The sequence below is a fragment of the Bacillus sp. RC252 genome (assembly GCF_044909215.1).
In the GTDB taxonomy this organism is placed as follows: Bacteria; Bacillota; Bacilli; order Bacillales; family Bacillaceae_G; genus Bacillus_A; species Bacillus_A mycoides.
In genome coordinates this window covers 146,671-164,226 of sequence record NZ_JBIYDV010000005.1, presented here as the reverse complement: position 1 = coordinate 164,226, position 17,556 = coordinate 146,671, and the positions used below count along the sequence as shown (strand labels likewise).

19 protein-coding genes and 2 pseudogenes are annotated in these 17,556 nt (G+C 34.4%); 12 read left to right on the top strand and 9 right to left on the bottom strand.

The window, feature by feature from the left end:
* The first annotated feature begins 258 nt into the window (after nucleotides 1-258).
* Nucleotides 259-805 (top strand): annotated as a pseudogene (locus ABH960_RS09160) (sigma-70 family RNA polymerase sigma factor).
* The gene (locus ABH960_RS09155) at nucleotides 802-1,908 is read left to right on the top strand and encodes a DUF4179 domain-containing protein (protein ID WP_404444604.1); all 1,107 of its coding nucleotides are present in this window, start codon (nucleotides 802-804) and stop codon (nucleotides 1,906-1,908) included. The pseudogene ABH960_RS09160 and the gene ABH960_RS09155 overlap by 4 nt, the downstream one beginning before the upstream one ends.
* 40 nt (nucleotides 1,909-1,948) lie before the next feature.
* Here ABH960_RS09155 and ABH960_RS09150 read toward each other — a convergent pair whose 3' ends face one another.
* Complete coding sequence (locus tag ABH960_RS09150; RefSeq protein WP_041868015.1) at nucleotides 1,949-3,022, bottom strand: WD40/YVTN/BNR-like repeat-containing protein; 1,074 nt, start codon at nucleotides 3,020-3,022, stop codon at nucleotides 1,949-1,951.
* A gap of 268 nt (nucleotides 3,023-3,290) precedes the next feature.
* On the opposite strand from ABH960_RS09150, the gene ABH960_RS09145 reads away from it, so the two are divergent.
* A complete protein-coding gene (locus tag ABH960_RS09145) occupies nucleotides 3,291-4,190 on the top strand; it encodes a cation diffusion facilitator family transporter (protein ID WP_002012090.1) in 900 nt (299 codons plus the stop codon).
* A gap of 193 nt (nucleotides 4,191-4,383) precedes the next feature.
* Nucleotides 4,384-4,554: a Fur-regulated basic protein FbpA gene (fbpA, locus tag ABH960_RS09140; protein WP_002012091.1), complete on the top strand. Its 171-nt coding sequence runs from the start codon at nucleotides 4,384-4,386 to the stop codon at nucleotides 4,552-4,554.
* A 52-nt stretch (nucleotides 4,555-4,606) separates the two neighbouring features.
* Here fbpA and ABH960_RS09135 read toward each other — a convergent pair whose 3' ends face one another.
* On the bottom strand, nucleotides 4,607-5,278 hold the full coding sequence (locus tag ABH960_RS09135; RefSeq protein WP_404444599.1) for a GntR family transcriptional regulator: 672 nt from the start codon (nucleotides 5,276-5,278) through the stop codon (nucleotides 4,607-4,609).
* A gap of 19 nt (nucleotides 5,279-5,297) precedes the next feature.
* Nucleotides 5,298-6,260 (bottom strand): DMT family transporter, encoded by a 963-nt coding sequence (locus tag ABH960_RS09130; RefSeq protein WP_404444596.1) that lies wholly within the window; start codon nucleotides 6,258-6,260, stop codon nucleotides 5,298-5,300.
* 163 nt (nucleotides 6,261-6,423) lie between these two features.
* On the opposite strand from ABH960_RS09130, the gene ABH960_RS09125 reads away from it, so the two are divergent.
* Nucleotides 6,424-6,735, top strand: coding sequence for a DUF3784 domain-containing protein (locus tag ABH960_RS09125; RefSeq protein WP_404444593.1), 312 nt, complete (start codon nucleotides 6,424-6,426; stop codon nucleotides 6,733-6,735).
* A gap of 61 nt (nucleotides 6,736-6,796) precedes the next feature.
* Here ABH960_RS09125 and ABH960_RS09120 read toward each other — a convergent pair whose 3' ends face one another.
* Nucleotides 6,797-6,916 carry a cobalamin biosynthesis protein gene (locus tag ABH960_RS09120; protein WP_483862325.1) on the bottom strand — a complete coding sequence of 40 codons (120 nt, stop codon included), beginning with the start codon at nucleotides 6,914-6,916 and terminating at the stop codon, nucleotides 6,797-6,799.
* 15 nt (nucleotides 6,917-6,931) lie between these two features.
* Between ABH960_RS09120 and ABH960_RS09115 the strand changes: the two are divergent.
* The 3 genes and pseudogenes from ABH960_RS09115 to nhaC form a co-directional block, all read left to right on the top strand.
* A pseudogene (locus ABH960_RS09115) lies at nucleotides 6,932-7,021 on the top strand (TIGR03943 family putative permease subunit); the annotation flags it as partial.
* Between the two features lie 111 nt (nucleotides 7,022-7,132).
* Nucleotides 7,133-7,792: a class I SAM-dependent methyltransferase gene (locus ABH960_RS09110; protein ID WP_002168696.1), complete on the top strand. Its 660-nt coding sequence runs from the start codon at nucleotides 7,133-7,135 to the stop codon at nucleotides 7,790-7,792.
* Nucleotides 7,793-8,187: 395 nt separating this feature from the next.
* Nucleotides 8,188-9,591: a Na+/H+ antiporter NhaC gene (gene nhaC / locus ABH960_RS09105; RefSeq protein WP_002135474.1), complete on the top strand. Its 1,404-nt coding sequence runs from the start codon at nucleotides 8,188-8,190 to the stop codon at nucleotides 9,589-9,591.
* Between the two features lie 40 nt (nucleotides 9,592-9,631).
* Here nhaC and ABH960_RS09100 read toward each other — a convergent pair whose 3' ends face one another.
* Nucleotides 9,632-10,021 carry a MerR family transcriptional regulator gene (locus tag ABH960_RS09100; protein WP_080019756.1) on the bottom strand — a complete coding sequence of 130 codons (390 nt, stop codon included), beginning with the start codon at nucleotides 10,019-10,021 and terminating at the stop codon, nucleotides 9,632-9,634.
* Between the two features lie 7 nt (nucleotides 10,022-10,028).
* Nucleotides 10,029-10,739 carry an SDR family NAD(P)-dependent oxidoreductase gene (locus ABH960_RS09095; protein ID WP_088039152.1) on the bottom strand — a complete coding sequence of 237 codons (711 nt, stop codon included), beginning with the start codon at nucleotides 10,737-10,739 and terminating at the stop codon, nucleotides 10,029-10,031.
* A gap of 190 nt (nucleotides 10,740-10,929) precedes the next feature.
* Between ABH960_RS09095 and fumC the strand changes: the two genes are divergently transcribed.
* Nucleotides 10,930-12,318: a class II fumarate hydratase gene (fumC, locus tag ABH960_RS09090; RefSeq protein WP_113735573.1), complete on the top strand. Its 1,389-nt coding sequence runs from the start codon at nucleotides 10,930-10,932 to the stop codon at nucleotides 12,316-12,318.
* Nucleotides 12,319-12,413: 95 nt separating this feature from the next.
* Here the strand turns inward: fumC and ABH960_RS09085 are convergent, their stop codons facing one another.
* Nucleotides 12,414-12,836: a PH domain-containing protein gene (locus ABH960_RS09085; RefSeq protein ID WP_404444588.1), complete on the bottom strand. Its 423-nt coding sequence runs from the start codon at nucleotides 12,834-12,836 to the stop codon at nucleotides 12,414-12,416.
* 132 nt (nucleotides 12,837-12,968) lie between these two features.
* On the opposite strand from ABH960_RS09085, the gene ABH960_RS09080 reads away from it, so the two are divergent.
* Nucleotides 12,969-13,160, top strand: a complete 192-nt coding sequence (locus ABH960_RS09080) for a hypothetical protein (RefSeq protein ID WP_002141208.1) — start codon at nucleotides 12,969-12,971, stop codon at nucleotides 13,158-13,160.
* Between the two features lie 38 nt (nucleotides 13,161-13,198).
* Here the strand turns inward: ABH960_RS09080 and ABH960_RS09075 are convergent, their stop codons facing one another.
* Entirely contained in the window at nucleotides 13,199-13,984 is a 786-nt protein-coding gene (locus ABH960_RS09075; protein WP_404444764.1) for an MBL fold metallo-hydrolase, read from the bottom strand.
* 220 nt (nucleotides 13,985-14,204) lie between these two features.
* Between ABH960_RS09075 and ABH960_RS09070 the strand changes: the two genes are divergently transcribed.
* Both ABH960_RS09070 and ABH960_RS09065 read left to right on the top strand, forming a co-directional pair.
* Complete coding sequence (locus tag ABH960_RS09070) at nucleotides 14,205-14,969, top strand: DUF2087 domain-containing protein (protein ID WP_404444585.1); 765 nt, start codon at nucleotides 14,205-14,207, stop codon at nucleotides 14,967-14,969.
* Nucleotides 14,970-15,068: 99 nt separating this feature from the next.
* Nucleotides 15,069-16,478, top strand: coding sequence for an MATE family efflux transporter (locus ABH960_RS09065; RefSeq protein WP_404444582.1), 1,410 nt, complete (start codon nucleotides 15,069-15,071; stop codon nucleotides 16,476-16,478).
* A 53-nt stretch (nucleotides 16,479-16,531) separates the two neighbouring features.
* Here ABH960_RS09065 and ABH960_RS09060 read toward each other — a convergent pair whose 3' ends face one another.
* Nucleotides 16,532-17,230: a peptidase E gene (locus tag ABH960_RS09060; RefSeq protein ID WP_002064712.1), complete on the bottom strand. Its 699-nt coding sequence runs from the start codon at nucleotides 17,228-17,230 to the stop codon at nucleotides 16,532-16,534.
* Nucleotides 17,231-17,556 lie beyond the last annotated feature (326 nt).

Below are 17,556 nucleotides of genomic sequence, written 5' to 3'. Positions count from 1 at the left end.
TCTCCTAATTTAAAATTATAAAAGTAGATTAATTAAATGAAATGTACACTAGGTTAAAGAGTGTCTGCATAAATAGTGTACTACACTAATTGAATTACAGACTTGAGAAAATTTTCTTCAAGCTTATATTTATATGAGACAAGGGCTAAGGAAAAGTATTCCATTACATACAAAAAATAAAAAAGATGAGAGAAAAAAATTTCCAAAACGTTATATAGGGTGTAAAAGCTTTTACAAAAAAATAAGGGGAATCGCTACATGAAATCAAATGAGAAAAATTTTATAAAAAGATTACAGCGGCAGAAGGAAGATGCGCTAGAATTTGTTGTCGATACATACTTACCGCTCATAAAGGGGATAACGCACAAAGTTCTTCTTCCGGTTCAAAATGATGGACTCATAGAGGAATGTGTAAACGATATATTTCTTTCCATTTGGAATAATGCAAATAAATTTCATGGAGAGCCGAATGATTTTAAAAAATGGATTGCAGCGATTGCAAAGTTTAAGGCGATTGATTATTACCGGAAAGCGACTAGAACAGTAGAAATTATTTCAGATGAGTTTCATATTAGTACAGAAAAATAGGCAGAAGATGAATTAATCGTTATTGAAGCTTATTAATCAATTAGAACCGTTAGATCAAAAGGTGTTCATTATGAAATATCTTCTCGGTATGAAGACAGAGGAAATCGGTGACAAGTTAGGATTAACCAGGGCGGCGATCGATAATCGTGTGTACCGGGGAAAAAAGAAACTACAACAAAATGCTACGAATATTAGTTTTGGAGGTAGTGCAATATGAAAGACATTTATGAACTATTAAATGACATTGATATAGATGAAAAAGAACTTGAGGAAATTGAGGCTTCTGAAATTGAAAAAGAAAAAGTAAAACGTAATGTAAAACAATCGATACGTATGAAGAAAAAGATGAAAAGGTGGAAAAAGGGTGTCGCTGCTGCATCTATTTTAGTAGGATTATCAGTTGCAACGCTTGGTATCGGGTTTCCTACATATGCAGGGGGATTGCCAATTGTAGGTGACATATTCCGATTTTTAGATAATGGTAGAACAGGGTTATATGAAAATTATAAAGAGTTTTCGACTGAATTGAATATGACGAGGGAGAGTAATGGGGTTAAGGTTACAATTAATGATGCTGTGTTCGATGGTAGAACAATTACAATCACATATTCTATTGAAAGCGAAAAAGATTTAGGAGAGAAACCGTTCCCATTTGGAAGTCCGCAAGTGATGGGCTTTAATGGTGGAGGAGGTAGTTCGGACGTGACAAAAGTTGGAGAGGGAAAATATGTAGGTATGACTACGATGAGTGGTCATGGTAGTGAAAGGTTAGATGTTGCAAATGTTTGGTGGGACATAGAGGCAATAAATATGTATGAGGAAAAGAAATCTATAAAAGGGAATTGGAATTTTGCCCTTACTGTTAAGGGAATGGATAGTAAAGAAATTAAGCTTCAAGGAATTTCTGAAAAAGAAGGAATAAAAGTAAACATAGATAAAATGGAAGTAACCCCGATGTCCTTTATCGTTTTTTACAATCAGGAAGAATCTAAGGCATTACGGAGTATATGGGATAGCGCTGATGTGGAATTAGAAATAAAAGATGATTTAGGAAATAAATATGCAGGTGAAGGAAATGGCGGAACTAGTACAGTAGCAGAGCCACATAAAAGTAGTTGGAGTGCTACATTCCAAAAGTTAAACGAAAATGCAACAAAGCTTATCGTTACACCTCGTGTGCACTTGCGAGTTCATACACCTGAAAATCATGGTGGAGTGGAATATGTGAATGGAAAAGAGAAGAAAATTGAAGTGCCGAAAAAAGAAGCGAAGAGTAAAGATATTGTTCTAGATGATATCGTAATTGATTTAAAGAAATAAAAGAGAGACTGCCTAAAAACATTAGGCAGTCTCTTTTTCGTTAAAAACTAGTTACGAGTAACGCATGCGGATGCTGCGTTTTATACTCATCTTTCCACGGAATATTTAGTTGTTCCCACGATTCGCCGCTATCATTGGATTGAAAGACGCCATTATTATTTAAAGTGTAAAACGTATGTGGTTCGGCTGGATTTGTAGCAAACATCGAAATGACTGTACCAATTGCAGATGGTAGACCTTGCTGTACTTGCTGGAACGGAGTATCTTTCGTTTTCCGATAAATATAAGATTCATAAGGAATACGGTGATGAGCAAGGTCGGCACTTGGTGCGGCAGAAACAAGAATTGTATCGCAATCAGCGGGATCGATAGCCATGCTGTATAAATAATGATGCTCAAGTCCGTCACTACATGAGATCCAGCTGTTTCCACTGTTATAACTTTCAAGATATGCACGATCAGGTCCGCCCATAAATCCGTCACCACATGATGCATAAAGGCGATTTGGGGCTTCAGGGTGCATGAGTAATTGATGAGCATCGATAGGAGCACCGAATTTTTTATCAATCCATGTATGCCCTTTATCATTACTTTGAATAACAGCACCAGCTTCGATTGAAACATGGAGTGTATTTGGATTGTTTGGATCAACTGTAATCCAGCGTACGTGATGGGTAAAAGGTCTAGGCGGAAAAGCCCACGTATAAGAAGATAATAATGATTTCATATTTTTAAGTTCAGTCCACGTTTCACCACCATTTTCTGAACGGAATAAAGCACTAGGTTCTGTACCTACATAAACGACGCCGTAGCCGTTAACTTGTTCATTTGAGCTTATCGTTATAGAAGTAATAGAAGAGTGTAAAATACCATCCTCTTTAGGGAAATCAAAGTAACGATATGAATCTCCAATTGGTCTCCACGAATCCCCGCCATCGTCACTTAGCCATAAACCTCGTCCAAATGTGCCGCAATAAACACGATTTGTTTGGAATGGATCAACCACAATACAGGTAGGTTGCATATTTTGTAAATGATATGTGGTTTCATAGTTACCATATTGTTCTTTTACTACAACAAGTTCACGCTCCATGCAGAGAAATAGTCGTTTCAATTTTGTAACCCCCTTAAAAATTCTTTCATTAGTAAACAATATGAAAATAAAAAAGAAGTAGTCTTGTTTTTAGTTGAGAAAAAGGACTTGTTTGAAAAGTAGCGAAGTTTGTATACAGAGGAAGCGGGATAAAGTGAAACTTTAATCAGTGGGGTATTGTTCATCTTCTACTGATTAGTAGCATTCACTATCGGGCGTTAATGGGGGATAAAGATAGGGAATGTGTTTCATACTAACATACAGATATTGCACTTAAAGGAGCATTTGTATGGGGCACTCACATGATCACGGTCATTCAAAAAATAAAAAAGCGTTATTAATTGCCTTCTTATTAACAACAAGCTTTATGATTGCTGAAGTTATTGGCGGATTTGTAACAAATAGCTTAGCACTATTGTCTGACGCAGGGCATATGTTAAGTGATGCAGTATCCTTAGCTTTAAGTTTACTTGCGTTCAAGCTTGGGGAAAAAACGGCAACGGCCGCGAAAACATATGGGTATAAGCGAGTCGAAATGTTAGCGGCATTATGTAATGGTGTCGTTCTTATTGTCATTTCAGTATATATTTTTATTGAAGCAATTCGTCGTTTTAAGGAACCAGTTGAAATCGCTAGTAATGGAATGCTCATTATTGCTGTGCTTGGTCTGCTTATTAATATTGTATCAGCTTGGATATTAATGAGAGGCGGAGATGTGAAAGGTAATTTAAATTTAAGAAGTGCGTTCTTACATGTACTAGGCGATTTATTAGGTTCAGTTGGAGCGATTATTGCTGCGTTACTTATTAAATTTTTTGGATGGACTGCTGCAGATGCGGTTGCTAGTATTCTTGTGTCTATTTTAGTCATTATAAGTGGATGGCGTGTAACACGTGATACAGTTCATATATTAATGGAAGGTGCACCGCAGCACATAGATGCTGAAGAGGTGAAAAATACATTATTAAATATTACTATTGTAAAAGAAGTTCATGATTTACATATATGGTCTGTAACATCAGATTTTCAAGTATTAACTTGCCATCTTATTATCGAAGGTAATGAAACGCAAAGTGTATTGAAAGAAGCAACGGATGTATTAAAGGGGAAATTTCATGTAGAACATGTCACCATTCAAGTTGAAATAGAAGGTGAATTTAACCATAATGAGACAACTTGCAAAGTATGAAAGAAAAAGGGTATGAAAAAATGTCATAACATTTTTCGCGTGGCATACATATATATAATGTGGTCACAAATACTTTGTAAGGTAAATATTTCATAAGATTACTTTACTTATTAAGAATCATCTTTTATAATCAAAAGTGGTAATTGATAAAGATTATCATTTTCAATGATCGTAGAAAGGAGTTTTTTAAAAGATGAGTAGTCAACTCCGTTTTGCTGTTGAAAATCGTAAGAGACATTTAATTGATGAGTTAATTGGAGCAGGGGTGTTTAAGATTCGCGACCGACAATTATACGAGCTGTCTTTAGAGGAATTGGAAAAAGAGTACGAGCATATTGAAGATTACGCAAATATTCAGGCATAGCACATAGATTATTAAAGAAGGAGCTGGTTACACTTTTGTGTAACCAGCTTTATTATTTCATAGAAATTATTTTTTGTATTTCTTTCATTGGACGGAGCCAGTTTTGAGACATCATTTGTTCCATTCGTTTTTCATCCTGTTTTTGTAGTGCTTGAATTATAGAGTGATGTTCTTTAATAGATTGACTTGCAGGTACGAAGTTTTGGAAAAATAAATATTCAAGGCGTAAAATGTGAAGTTGCATATTTTCTAGAAAAGGTTCAATATATCGGTTTTTAGCAATAGAAGTAATTGTATTGTGAAATCGTATATCTAGTTCTAAAGCTTTTTTTGAATCTTTTTCATGTATAGATTGTTGAAAAGCATCATTTATCTCGGAAAGTAGTTTAATATCAGCGTCTGTAACTTTTTGAAGTGCTTGCTTTCCTATAATTGAGTGAAGACCAGCTATCGTCTCATAAATGATAGATACGTCGTCTAACTTAATAGGCGCGATTTTCGTTTTTTGCCCAGGTACCATTTCAACTAATCCAGAAAGCTCTAAAATTTGTAAAGCTTCTCTAACAGGTGTTCTGCTTACTCCTAGTGCTTCTGCCAATTCCCCATCATTTATTTTTTCATCAGGTCGTAAAACACCTTCTATAATCCAATCTCGCAGTTGATTTAAAACGAGTGACTTTGCTGAAACTCTTCCTGGTTTTTTATAATTTTGAGGGACAGGCATAGTGAATTCAATCCTTTCATTATATATGTTTCTTTTTCGTATTAACAAGCTTTAATTTTGGTTTTTCTTCATCTGGTTTTTGGCCTAATATGAGCACCATTACAATGACACAAAAAGCACCTAATAATTGAAAAGATTGAAACGGTACGTGCAAAATAAGTACGGAAGAAATAATAGCTGCGAGTGGTTCTGTACAGCCAAATAATGTTGTTTCTTTAGGCGTAAGGTATCTTATGCTATCTAAGTATAAATAAAATGCGATGAGTGTCCCGAAAATGACGACAAATGTAATGAGCGGGAGGGTACTTAGTTTTACATATTTCATAGTTGATAATAAAATGAATTCGTTTGTAGAAATAAAGTGTAAAATCGTTACACCAATACCCCCAATGATCATCCCCCATCCAACGATAACGGATGAAGACCATCTTTCTAACAATTCTTTTGAATACAAACTATAAAATGCGAGTGATAATCCAGATAAAATGCCCCAAATGATAGCTGGTGTGGAAACAGCTAAGTTTTGAACAGACCCGTTTGTTAGTAAGAGAAAAGTCCCTACTAATGAGAGTGCAATTGAAATATAATCAATTTTTGATGGACGGACGTTCCATTTGAACAGTAAGTATATAGTGATAAATATAGGGGCTAAATATTGTAACAAAGTTGCAACAGCAGCGTTTCCTTCTTTAATAGAAGCGAAGTACGTGTACTGTACAGCAAGCATGCCTAAAAGACCGAACAAAATTATCTTATTTGCATCAGACTTTTGTTTCCAAATTCCAAATATTTCTTTTTTGTTCGCTCCGAATGATGACATAATGAGCAAAATAGCACCGGATATAAGCAAACGGATTGTAACTAACCATTCAGTAGAAACGTTTTCATATTGAAAAAGTTGTTGCGCAGCTGTTCCGGATAAGCCCCATAAACAAGCACCAATTACAACCATAATAATTCCTTTTAAACGATTTGAATCCATAAAATATATAAGTCCTCCTTTTCAAAAAAATATATTGGATACAATATGCAATATATCACAGAATGGAATATCAATAAACTGAAATTTCTAATTGAAAATAAAATTGTTTAGTAAGAACGATCATCTTTTTTGTGTATAGTAAAATATCGTAGGGGGGAGTTATATGCTAGCAGGATTTTTAGTTTGTTTATTTGTTGGATTACTTATCATTTTTTTAGGGTATCAAATACATGTGAAAAAGAGATTGTTTTTGTTGGCAGGCTATCAGGAAGAAACGTTTGTTGGAGATAAAAATAAATTAGCGAAGCTTTCAGGTGTGTTTTCCTATATAGTCGGAGTTGCTACTATACTATTACCGTTTGGCTTAGAAAAAATAGGTGATGTAGTTGGTATCGTATATGCTATCTTAATTGTTTTAGGTACAATTGTGTTTCTTATTAAAGCAAATATGTTAAATAAGAGTATTACAAAGTGAAAAAGGCTCCATGCTACGGAAGCCTTTTTATTATGAAGTGAAAGTAAAAGCCGGAATAGGATCAACAAATGTATTCCAGTTTTGGTTCATTTCTTTTTCTGTTAATAGAACGATTCATATCGATGCCGATAAATACAAGTTCAGTTATTTGATCTCCATATCGTTCATCTAAGTTTTTCAATGCTTCTGGTTCTAAGGAATGCTATTTCCATTTGTGAAAATAAGTAAAGTAGAGAAGATTAAGAAGCCAGCAAATCCATATGTATATGATGCTTTACCCCAATAAGAATGGGTAATTCTTCATCTTTTTATGAAATATAATCATAATCGCGACGCCAAAAAAATAAAGATAAGAGTAATTTGGTTTGTTAAAAATATGTGTATAAGGAGATACGCGATGAACTGGGTTACTCATAAACCATCGTTTGAATTTGAAAAATTTAGTCCTATTATTCGGTCACAATCTGCGTGGAGTGGGCATTTAGATTTCGCATATGATTTAGTAAGATTTGAAGAACCAGCAACTTTAGTTGAGTTAGGTACGCATTTAGGTGCTTCCTTTTTTAGTTTTTGCCAGGGGGTAAAAGATGGTGGGTTAGCCACAAAATGTTTTGCTGTAGATACTTGGGCTGGAGATGGGCATACAGGTCCATATGGAGAAGGGGTTTTTCAAATAGTAGAAAAAGTGGTGAGGGATAACTACCTGAATATAGGGAATTTAATTCGGTCTACTTTTGATGATGCTCTGGATGAGTTTCAAGATGAAACGATAAATCTTTTGCATATTGATGGCTATCATACGTATGAAGCTGTTTCTCATGATTATAAAACATGGTTACCTAAAGTTGCGAAAAATGGTATTGTATTATTTCATGATATTGAAGTTAAAAACGGTGATTTCGGTGTGTATAAGTTTTGGGATGAGGTCAAGGTGAAATACCCTCATTTTCAGTTTGGGCATTCATATGGACTCGGAGTTTTATTTCCGAAAGGTTGTAGCGATAAGTTTTCGGAAATACTTAAAAATAAAGAAGAGATACAAAATATGTATAAATAAAAGAGGGGCATGCATCGATTAAATGATGTGTGCTCTTTTTTTATGTGGAAATATATTATTACATATGAGGTGAAAGCGGTAGTAAAAAGTTTTGTTGAGGCAAATATTAAAAAGGTTATTATGGGTTAATAATTAGTGGGGATGGATAAAACCCTCATTGATTAAAGTTTTATTTCATTAGGTGTTTTTATCTAAATAAATAAAAATACAACATTTTTTATATTTTTCATTGCGAAAAGCGCAATCTACTTTTACAATAGAAAGGGTTGTGAATATATTATACTGAAAAAATAAATCGAAATAATATGAAAATTTTGTTTTGTCTTCGCTAATTGTATACTACATATACGTAAGACTACATACATCATGTTATCGACTTGTAAGGAGAGAAAAAAATGAAAAGTGTAAGATTACCATCGATGCTAGAAATTATTATTCTTTTATGCCTATTTCTTGCTGTCGTCTTTTCCTTCCAAACGATTTTTGATCTCCCAATTCAATTAGCGCTATTTATTTCATGGTTTTTAGTTATTGCGCTTGGATTAAGATTAGGATTTCGTTATCAAGAATTGCAAGATGCAATTACGAAAGGGATTTCTAATGGATTAGAAGCAATTCTTATTTTAGTTGCAGTTGGGGCTTTAATTGGAACGTGGATTGCTGGTGGGGTTGTACCTACATTAATTTATTATGGATTAGAATTCATTCACCCTAGCATATTCTTATTGGCAACTTTAATTATTTGTTCAATCACTTCTATCGCGACAGGAACATCATGGGGAACAGTTGGAACTGCAGGTATTGCTATGATGGCGATAGGTGAAGGGCTTGGATTACCACTTCCGCTTGTTGCGGGTGCGGTCCTTTCAGGAGCTTATTTCGGAGACAAATTATCACCACTTTCTGATAGCACAGTTCTTGCAGCTTCTATGGCGAAAGTAGATGTTATTGCTCACGTTCGAGCCATGCTCGTATTAGACGTTCCAGCTTATATTATTACCAGCATTATGTTTACTGTTGCTGGATGGATGTATGGCGGGGATAATGTAGATTTAAATAGAGTTGAGTTTTTAAAAGAATCTTTATTAAAGCACTTTGATATTAAAATATGGATGCTTGTTCCAGCGGTAATTGTTATTGTGCTATTGGCGATGAAGAAACCATCTATGCCAACAATTGCTATGGGAGCTTTAATTGGTGCAATTTGGGCAACACTTTTCCAAGGAATGAACTTTGGAGAGGCAATTGGAACAGCATATAACGGATTCTCAATTCAATCTGGTGTCGAGTTTGTCGATAAGTTATTAAACCGTGGTGGAATTAATGGTATGCTTGGTTCAGTAGCCGTTATTATTTTCGGCTTAGGTTTTGGTGGATTACTTGAAAAGCTAGGTGTTCTAAAGGTAATCGTATCGAAATTTGAGAAGAAATTAAATTCTGCAGGTAATGTAACATTGTCTACACTAATCGTTGCATTTTTAGCTAACATATTTGGTTGTGCGATGTACGTATCACTTATTTTAACACCAAAAATTATGGAAGAAAGCTATGATAAATTAAAAATAGATCGCCGCGTATTAGCACGTAACTCAGAAGTAGGTGGAACTTTGACTTCTGGTATGGTTCCATGGTCTGATAATGGTATTTTTATGGCTGGTATTTTAGGTGTATCAACATTATCATACGTTCCATTTATGTGGCTAAGCTTCGTATCACTCATTTTAGCAGTTATTTATGGATATACAGGCAAGTTCATTTGGTATGTAGATGATGCGGATAAAGGAAAGCAAGCATCATAAAATAAAAAATCACCTTCTACAATATGTAGAAGGTGATTTTTTATTTTATAATAGGAGTTGAAGAAGTTATTTCGTCCTCATATTTAGCAATTTTTTGTTGTATCTTTTTTAAGTTTTTTTCAGTGTCTTGAATGAGCTGTAAGACATTGGTCTCCTGTTGTTTCATTAATTCCAACCGTTGAAGGATGGTAGATTCCCCCACCATAGACCAGTCGATAAATTTTTTTATTTTTTGAATTGGCATACTGGTGTTTTTTAAACATAAAATCATCTCTAAATATTTCAGTGCTTCTTCATCAAAAACGCGATCTCCTTTTTCATTTCTTTTAAGAAAAGGGAACAGTCCTTGTTTATCGTAATAACGTATTTGAGAAATAGTTAAGTGGTGCATTTTGGCGACTTGCCCAATTGTATAATACATATCATTCATCCCTTTATTACCAAGGTATAATGCCGTCTTTATTTAGTATTTTACCATTATAGTTTGTTTCACTTAATGCATATTTAATAATAATTTTAGCACTTTCATTGGTCGTATGGCCACCTGGGGAATTTCCATTTAGGTCAGTAGTTGTAAAACCAGGGGTTACTCCGAAAATTGCTGGACCGTTAGTACCAAATTCTTTGCTAAATGCTAATGTTAAAGCATTAATAGCTGTTTTTGAAGAATTGTATCCTAATGTATTAATTGGGTGTGTTTCACCGCTAGCAAACATTGTTAGTGAGGCCATGTCAGTTGTTACATTTATAATTTTACTGTTGCTTGATTTCTTTAATAATGGTAAAAAGGCTTGCACCATTTGGAATGTTCCAAAAAAGTTAACTTCAAATCCTTGGCGTAAAGTTTCAATATTTAATTCACTAGGTAGCGTATGGAAGTCGAGTGCTATGCCTGCATTATTGATTAATAAATCTAAGTGGTCAGTCGTTTCATGGATTTTTTTGATTGCTTCTTGAATGGATTGAGCACTAGAAATGTCTACTTGAATATAGGAAACGTTTGAAACATTTAAAGATTCTACGGCTTGTTGTCCAAGTTGTTTATTACGAGCACCTAAAAATACGTGATAGTCTTTTTCTGCTAATTGACGAACCAATTCATATCCGATCCCTTTATTCGCACCTGTTATGAAAGCATATTTTTTCATTTTGAATTCCTCCAGTGTCGTTATAGTAGGTTACAATGGAAAGGGTACAGCCTAAACCTAAGTTTAGGTCAAGAGGAATTTATGAAAAAAATATTGAATATTTGTATATATGAGTGAGAATTCTTATCATTTGATTAAAAGTCTGTTAATATAAGAGATGTAGGTATTATATTTTCAAGGGGATGAAAAAATGGAGTACAGAATTGAAAGAGATACATTAGGAGAAATAAAAGTTCCAGCTGATAAATTATGGGCAGCACAAACACAACGTAGTAAAGAAAACTTCCCGATTGGAACAGAGCAAATGCCGCTTGAAATTGTAAAAGCATTTGCCATTTTAAAGAAGAGTGCAGCGCTTAGCAATCAAAAATTAGGAAAGTTATCAGAAGAAAAAGCAGAAACAATTGTGGCAGCAGCTGACGAAGTAATTGCAGGGAAATGGAATGAACATTTTCCGCTTGTTGTATGGCAAACGGGTAGCGGTACACAGTCAAACATGAATGTGAATGAAGTAATTGCAAATCGAGGGAATCAAATTTTGAAAGATAAGGGATCTGACGTACATATTCATCCGAATGATGACGTGAACATGTCTCAAAGTTCAAATGATACATTTCCAACAGCGCTTCATGTAGCATGTGTAATTGCAGTAGAAAATCACGTATTACCGGCAATTACGAAATTAAAAGAAACTTTAGCAGAAAAAGTAACTGCATTTGAACATATTATAAAAATTGGTCGTACACACTTACAAGATGCAACACCGTTAACGTTAGGACAAGAAATTAGCGGATGGCACCGTATGCTTGAAAAAACAGAGCGTATGATTGCAGAGAGCAATACATATATGAAAGAGCTTGCAATTGGTGGTACTGCAGTTGGAACAGGTATTAATGCTCATCCTAAATTTGGTGAGATGGTGTCAGAGGAAATTAGCCAATTTACAGGTAAGCAATTTATTTCTGCACCAAATAAGTTCCACGCATTAACGAGCCATGATGAAGTTGTATATACGCATGGTGCATTAAAGGCATTAGCAGCTGATTTAATGAAGATCGCTAACGATGTACGCTGGCTGGCAAGTGGTCCACGTAGTGGTCTAGGAGAAATTATTATTCCGGCAAATGAGCCAGGAAGCTCTATTATGCCAGGTAAAGTAAATCCAACGCAAAGTGAAGCGTTAACGATGGTTGTAGCGCAAGTGATGGGAAATGACGCAACAATCGGATTTGCTGCGAGCCAAGGTAATTTTGAGCTAAACGTATTTAAACCAGTTATTGCATATAACTTCTTACAATCCGCTCACTTATTAGCAGATGCAATTGTTTCATTTAATGATAATTGTGCAGTTGGCATTGAAGCGGATGAAGAAGTAATTAAAGAGAATGTGAATCGTTCATTAATGCTTGTTACTGCATTAAACCCGCATATAGGATATGAAAATGCAGCGAAAATTGCGAAGCATGCTCATAAAGAGGGGTTAACTTTAAAAGAAGCAGCATTGCAATCGGGCCTATTAACAGAAGAGCAATTTGATGAAATTGTAGATCCGAAAAAAATGATTGCTCCGAAAGAGTAATAGAAAAAGCCAAGGTTCTTAGTTTAGAATCTTGGCTTTTTTTGATATTTATTTTATGTTTCCGCCACTTGTACTACTGCAAGCTCCAAAAGATATTATTTGTTAGAAGACGTATTCATTACTTTCATATGTGGGCAGTTCTCTTTTAAGAGTGAAATGAATTTTTCTTCTGCTTGTGGTACGAAAGTTGTCACAGAGTCAAATAAATTATAATCGATTTCTAATTGCTGCCTAGTCCATTTTTCTGAACGGAGTGTTTTGCCAGAGTATTTAATGTGACGAATATCTTCAAATGGAATTTCAGTACGTAATATGAAACCGTGTTTTACAATAAGAGAAGATTCCGTTATGTTGTAGTGAGAGAAATAGAATGAAGAGAGATTCACGATATTTAACAGCATCATAAGAGTGAAAAAAATAGAATTTTCGTTTTGGAAGAATAGCGAAATGAAAAAAATAATTATAAATAATGTAATAAAAATGACGTGAAATGGATTTTTTTTCGCTTTAAACTTCAAGTTAGTCACCTCGTTATACGTGTTATTTAACTAAATTAAATCACAACATCGTAATAAACCGAAAGAATATGCAGAATTGCATATTCTTTCGGTTTATTATTCGTGTAAAATTTTTTGATAGGATAAATTTAAATGAAGTTTTTAATAGTGGAGTGGCATAAAGTGACTAACAAGAATAGAAGTGTAGTGCTAGTCATAATTAGTTGTATGATGATTATGAATGGCTGCTCAAATAGATTCGCTGAGGATGGAAAGCGAAAACATGTATTTGTACAAGCGAGTAAAGTTTTAGTGGAAGTTGTTTATAAAATATATAAAGGGTAAAAAGGGTGTTTCTATATGTGGAAACACCTTTTTTGTAGTTAAAATTGAATACTGAAGTTTTGGAATGAGTGAATGTTGGTTCCATGTTGAACGAGGTTGTTATCACTTAAATATTGAATAGCGTATTTTACTTCTTTCAATATAGTAGGAGAAAGACCAAGTGTATGATGTGAACCGTAAATTTGTTTAATAGGAGAGAAGTTTGTAATTTTGTTTAGAGACTGAACTAAGTCTACAGGATTTGTGGAAGGATAAAACGCAAAAATCGTGCCTTCATAAAGTAAATCTCCTGTGAATAAAAACGCAGTTTCATAATCGTATATACAAATATATCCTGGTGAGTGAACTGGAGTATGTATAATTTGAATTTTCCTATTTCCGATATCAATAATGTCTCCATCCTGTAGTAATTTTGTTGGTGTTCCTTGAAATGGATTGAATGTTTCAGGTTGAAATGTTTTAGGTGTAGGTTTAGTAATGTCACGAGCGATGTCGTGCCTAATTTGAGTAATAGGAAGTCCTTTTATGCCGTTAATGAGCCAATCTTCTTCTAAAGCATGTACATAGATTTCTTCATATTGTGAGTGACTACCGATATGATCCCAATGAACGTGTGTTGTGACAACTGTAATTGGTAAGTTTGTTAGTTGGTCCGTTATACGTTTCATCTTATCGATACCTAGTCCAGTATCGATAAGGAGTGCGGTGGTATCGCCTACAAGTAAGAAGGAATGTACTTTCTCCCAATGTCCATATTCACTAATCGCATATGTATTTCGAGCGATTTGTTTAACAGTAAACCAAGGGTCGTGCAAAATAGTCATGTTTTGTTTCACATCCTAAATTCATTTATTAAACACATTCGCTTTTCGTTGCTTTAAGTCCTTTTTTAATTTGTTTAATAGATTTTTTTATAAAAGTTTATAAAATGGGTAAACGGAACGTTGAAATGTTTGTTTGTGTTATGTTAAGATGGTGAAGTGGTAATAAACGTTATTGTGATTTGTTTAGTTTTTGAATAAACGTTTTGAAGGAGTGTTTAGTGTGAATGATATTTCAGAGAAGTTTTGGGATGCATCGGTTGAGGAATTGAAGAAAGGGTATGTGTTTGAAGCGGAAGCAGAGGAATATATTTGTTTAGCTTGTGGAGAAGCGTTTATTAAGGGGGTTATTTATCAAGATAATCAAGTTTTGTATGAAGCAGAGAAGTTTGTGCAATTGCATGTGCAAAATGAACATACGTCTATGTTTGATTATTTATTAAATCTTGATAAGAAGTATACGGGTTTAACGGATTTGCAAAAGAAAATGGTTCAGTTTTTCCATATGGGGCTAAATGATAAAGAGATTGTAAAAGAGATGGATGGCGGAAGTACATCAACCATTCGTAATCATCGATTTACACTTAGAGAAAAAATGAAGCAAGCGAAAGTGTTTTTAGCGTTAATGGAACTGTCAGAAAAAAAATCAAAAGTACAAACGAAATTTGTACCCATTCATAGAACAGCAACGATGGTGGATGATCGCTACAATATTACGGAAGAAGAAAATGAGGAAGTATTAAAAGCACATTTTACAGAAGGATTAGATGGACCGCTTTCTAAATTTCCGAAAAAGCAAAAGCGTAAATTAATTATATTACGCCATTTAGTGACGAAGTTTGATAGGAATAAAAAGTACAATGAAAAAGAAGTAAATACTGTCATAGAAAGTGTATACCCGGATTTTGTAACTTTAAGAAGATATTTAATCGAATATGGGTTTTTAGATAGAACAGCTGATGGAAGCCAATACTGGGTGAAGTTATAATAATACGGAAAAGAAAATGAATGGAAGCACATCGTTATAACAACTATACAAAGAGATAGAAGTTGAAAAACAGATTTTTAGTAAAAGGAGAAATGAAATTTGAAACCACCTACAAATAACAATAAAGAAGGTGTAGAGTCACAGAAGTCAGAAACGGAACATAAGCCGATATGGAAATCGATGTCCATGTTTTTAGTGCCGTTACTTTTAAGTAATGTATTACAGTCAGTTGGACAGTTATTTGGAATGGTAGTAGTAGGAAGATGGCTTGGCGTAAATGATCTAGCAGCTATATCGGCATTTTTTCCGTTATTTTTCCTACTCGTTTCATTTGTAATTGGAATTGGTTCTGGTAGTTCAATTTTAATTGGTCAGGCATTTGGTGCTAAAAATGAGGAGCGCTTAAAAGCTATCGTTGGTACGACGCTTACGTTTACTTTTATTATCGGAGTCGTGTTGGCGATAATAGGTAGTATTTTTGCGATGGATATTATGCGTCTTATGGGAACGCCAGAAAATATTATTGAAATAAGTGTGCATTACGCAAGAATTTTATTTATATCTATGCCAGTATTATTTTTATATTTTGCATACACAACATTTATGAGAGGTACAGGAGATTCAAAAACGCCATTTTACTTTTTAATCGTAAGTACAGCGCTAAATATGATTTTATTACCAATTCTTATTTTTGGCTGGTTAGGAGCTCCGAAATTAGATGTTTACGGAGCAGCCTATGCTTCAGTTATATCTACAGTTATTACGTTTATTGTCATGCTAGTGTATTTAAAGAAGAAAAATCATCCACTACAATTAGACGGGACAGTAAGAAAATATCTTCGTATGGACTGGGAGTTATTAAAATTATTGTTACGCCTCGGTATTCCAGCGAGTATTAATATGATATTAGTTTCATTATCAGAGATCGCGGTAATCGCATTTGTAAATCGGTACGGTTCAGATGCAACAGCGGCGTATGGTGTTGTGAACCAAGTTGCAAGTTATGTACAAATGCCAGCGGTTAGCCTCGGTATTACGGTATCAATTTTTGCAGCGCAATCAATTGGTGCGAACCAATTTGATCGATTGCAGAAAGTTGTTAAGGCCGGAATTATTATGAATTATATAATTGGTGGTGTATTAATATCTCTTATTTACTTGTTCTCAAGAGATATTTTAGCACTATTTTTAACAAGTCAAAATACAATTGACATTGCTCATAGTCTAATCATGATTACATTATGGAGCTACTTAATTTTCGGTCATGCACAAATTATTAGTGCGACAATGCGAGCAAGTGGTACTGTACTATGGCCAACTGTAATCAGTGTTGTATCAATTTGGCTTGTTGAAGTACCTGTGGCGTATTATCTTTCTTACCATACGAGCCTTGGAATAGAAGGGATATGGATTGGGTATCCAGCTGCATTCATCGTCAGCTTAATATTACAGTATGCATATTATAAGCTTTCATGGCAGAAGAAACGAATTACACGATTAGTGAGTTAAAAGATGAAAATGTCCCTAAGTCATTATACTTAGGGACATTTTTTTATGAATGCTTATAAATAACTTTTTAAAGTTATGTCAAAATGTTGTCTAATGAGTTCTCCATTATTCATATAAAACTCCCAAGCTGTATCTGGCTCACCGATAATTTCAAATGAACCTTCTGTAATATATAAAGCGCAATTATCTTCTAATGCAATACCTTCTATATTACCTTGGTGAGTTTGTAAAAACGTATGGAAGGCATTCATTCTATTTAATTGATTGTAATGGGGGCAAAATCTTTTGTTAACAATACCCCAGCCACTACTTTCTATATAACCGGAACCTTCATAATCTGAACGAATGCTAGATGTGAACCAGCACATAGCACCGGCACTATATCCTGCAATAAGTGTTCCACGTTTTAAAGCAAATAGTAACTTTTCATCTAGTTTATGTTCTTTCCATTGTTCAAGCATGTGAACGTAATTTCCACCGCCAAGGTAAATTAAATCGGCAGAATGAATCATCTCATCTATTTCATATTTAGTAGGTGTTTCGGTTGAAATGCGTAAAATTTGAACCTCACAATGTAATTGCTTTTCAAATGTTTCTAAAAATAACTTTATATATCCTTCATCATCACGACTAGCTGTAGGAATGAATAATACTTTTGGGTATTGTTTATTCGTTAATTCTATAAGTCGTTCATTAATATGCAAGTGATTTGGATCTTGTAAATCACCGCCACCAATGACAGCTAATTTCATAGTAAAGCACCACCTAATAATATTTGTTATGTAAAAATTCGATAGTGGGGAGTTACATTCCTTCTGTGATTTAATGAATAAGGGGAAATAAAGCAAACAATATACTGAAATAGCATGAGGTATCGTTAGCTGTAGATAGAAAGGAATTAGAAGCAGTTTATCCCGCTATTTGCGGGCAGTAAACTCCCGCCTCAAAATTCAACTGGAGCAAAGCAGTTAGGTGGGAGCCCTGCTGCCCGTAAACGCCCGATTGGTGTGGGCTAATAATCAATGGGGGATGAACACCCCCCATTGATTAAAGTTTCACTTTATTGATATATAATACT

Coding starts and splice junctions, on each gene's coding strand:
- ABH960_RS09100 (WP_080019756.1), bottom strand. CDS start 10,021: ATGAATGATATGTATTATACAATTGGGCAAGTCGCCAAAATGCACCAC.
- ABH960_RS09110 (WP_002168696.1), top strand. CDS start 7,133: ATGAACTGGGTTACTCATAAACCATCGTTTGAATTTGAAAAATTTAGT.
- fumC (WP_113735573.1), top strand. CDS start 10,930: ATGGAGTACAGAATTGAAAGAGATACATTAGGAGAAATAAAAGTTCCA.
- fbpA (WP_002012091.1), top strand. CDS start 4,384: ATGAGTAGTCAACTCCGTTTTGCTGTTGAAAATCGTAAGAGACATTTA.
- nhaC (WP_002135474.1), top strand. CDS start 8,188: ATGAAAAGTGTAAGATTACCATCGATGCTAGAAATTATTATTCTTTTA.
- ABH960_RS09155 (WP_404444604.1), top strand. CDS start 802: ATGAAAGACATTTATGAACTATTAAATGACATTGATATAGATGAAAAA.
- ABH960_RS09060 (WP_002064712.1), bottom strand. CDS start 17,230: ATGAAATTAGCTGTCATTGGTGGCGGTGATTTACAAGATCCAAATCAC.
- ABH960_RS09130 (WP_404444596.1), bottom strand. CDS start 6,260: ATGGATTCAAATCGTTTAAAAGGAATTATTATGGTTGTAATTGGTGCT.
- ABH960_RS09075 (WP_404444764.1), bottom strand. CDS start 13,984: ATGACTATTTTGCACGACCCTTGGTTTACTGTTAAACAAATCGCTCGA.
- ABH960_RS09145 (WP_002012090.1), top strand. CDS start 3,291: ATGGGGCACTCACATGATCACGGTCATTCAAAAAATAAAAAAGCGTTA.
- ABH960_RS09135 (WP_404444599.1), bottom strand. CDS start 5,278: ATGCCTGTCCCTCAAAATTATAAAAAACCAGGAAGAGTTTCAGCAAAG.
- ABH960_RS09080 (WP_002141208.1), top strand. CDS start 12,969: ATGAAGTTTTTAATAGTGGAGTGGCATAAAGTGACTAACAAGAATAGA.
- ABH960_RS09095 (WP_088039152.1), bottom strand. CDS start 10,739: ATGAAAAAATATGCTTTCATAACAGGTGCGAATAAAGGGATCGGATAT.
- ABH960_RS09125 (WP_404444593.1), top strand. CDS start 6,424: ATGCTAGCAGGATTTTTAGTTTGTTTATTTGTTGGATTACTTATCATT.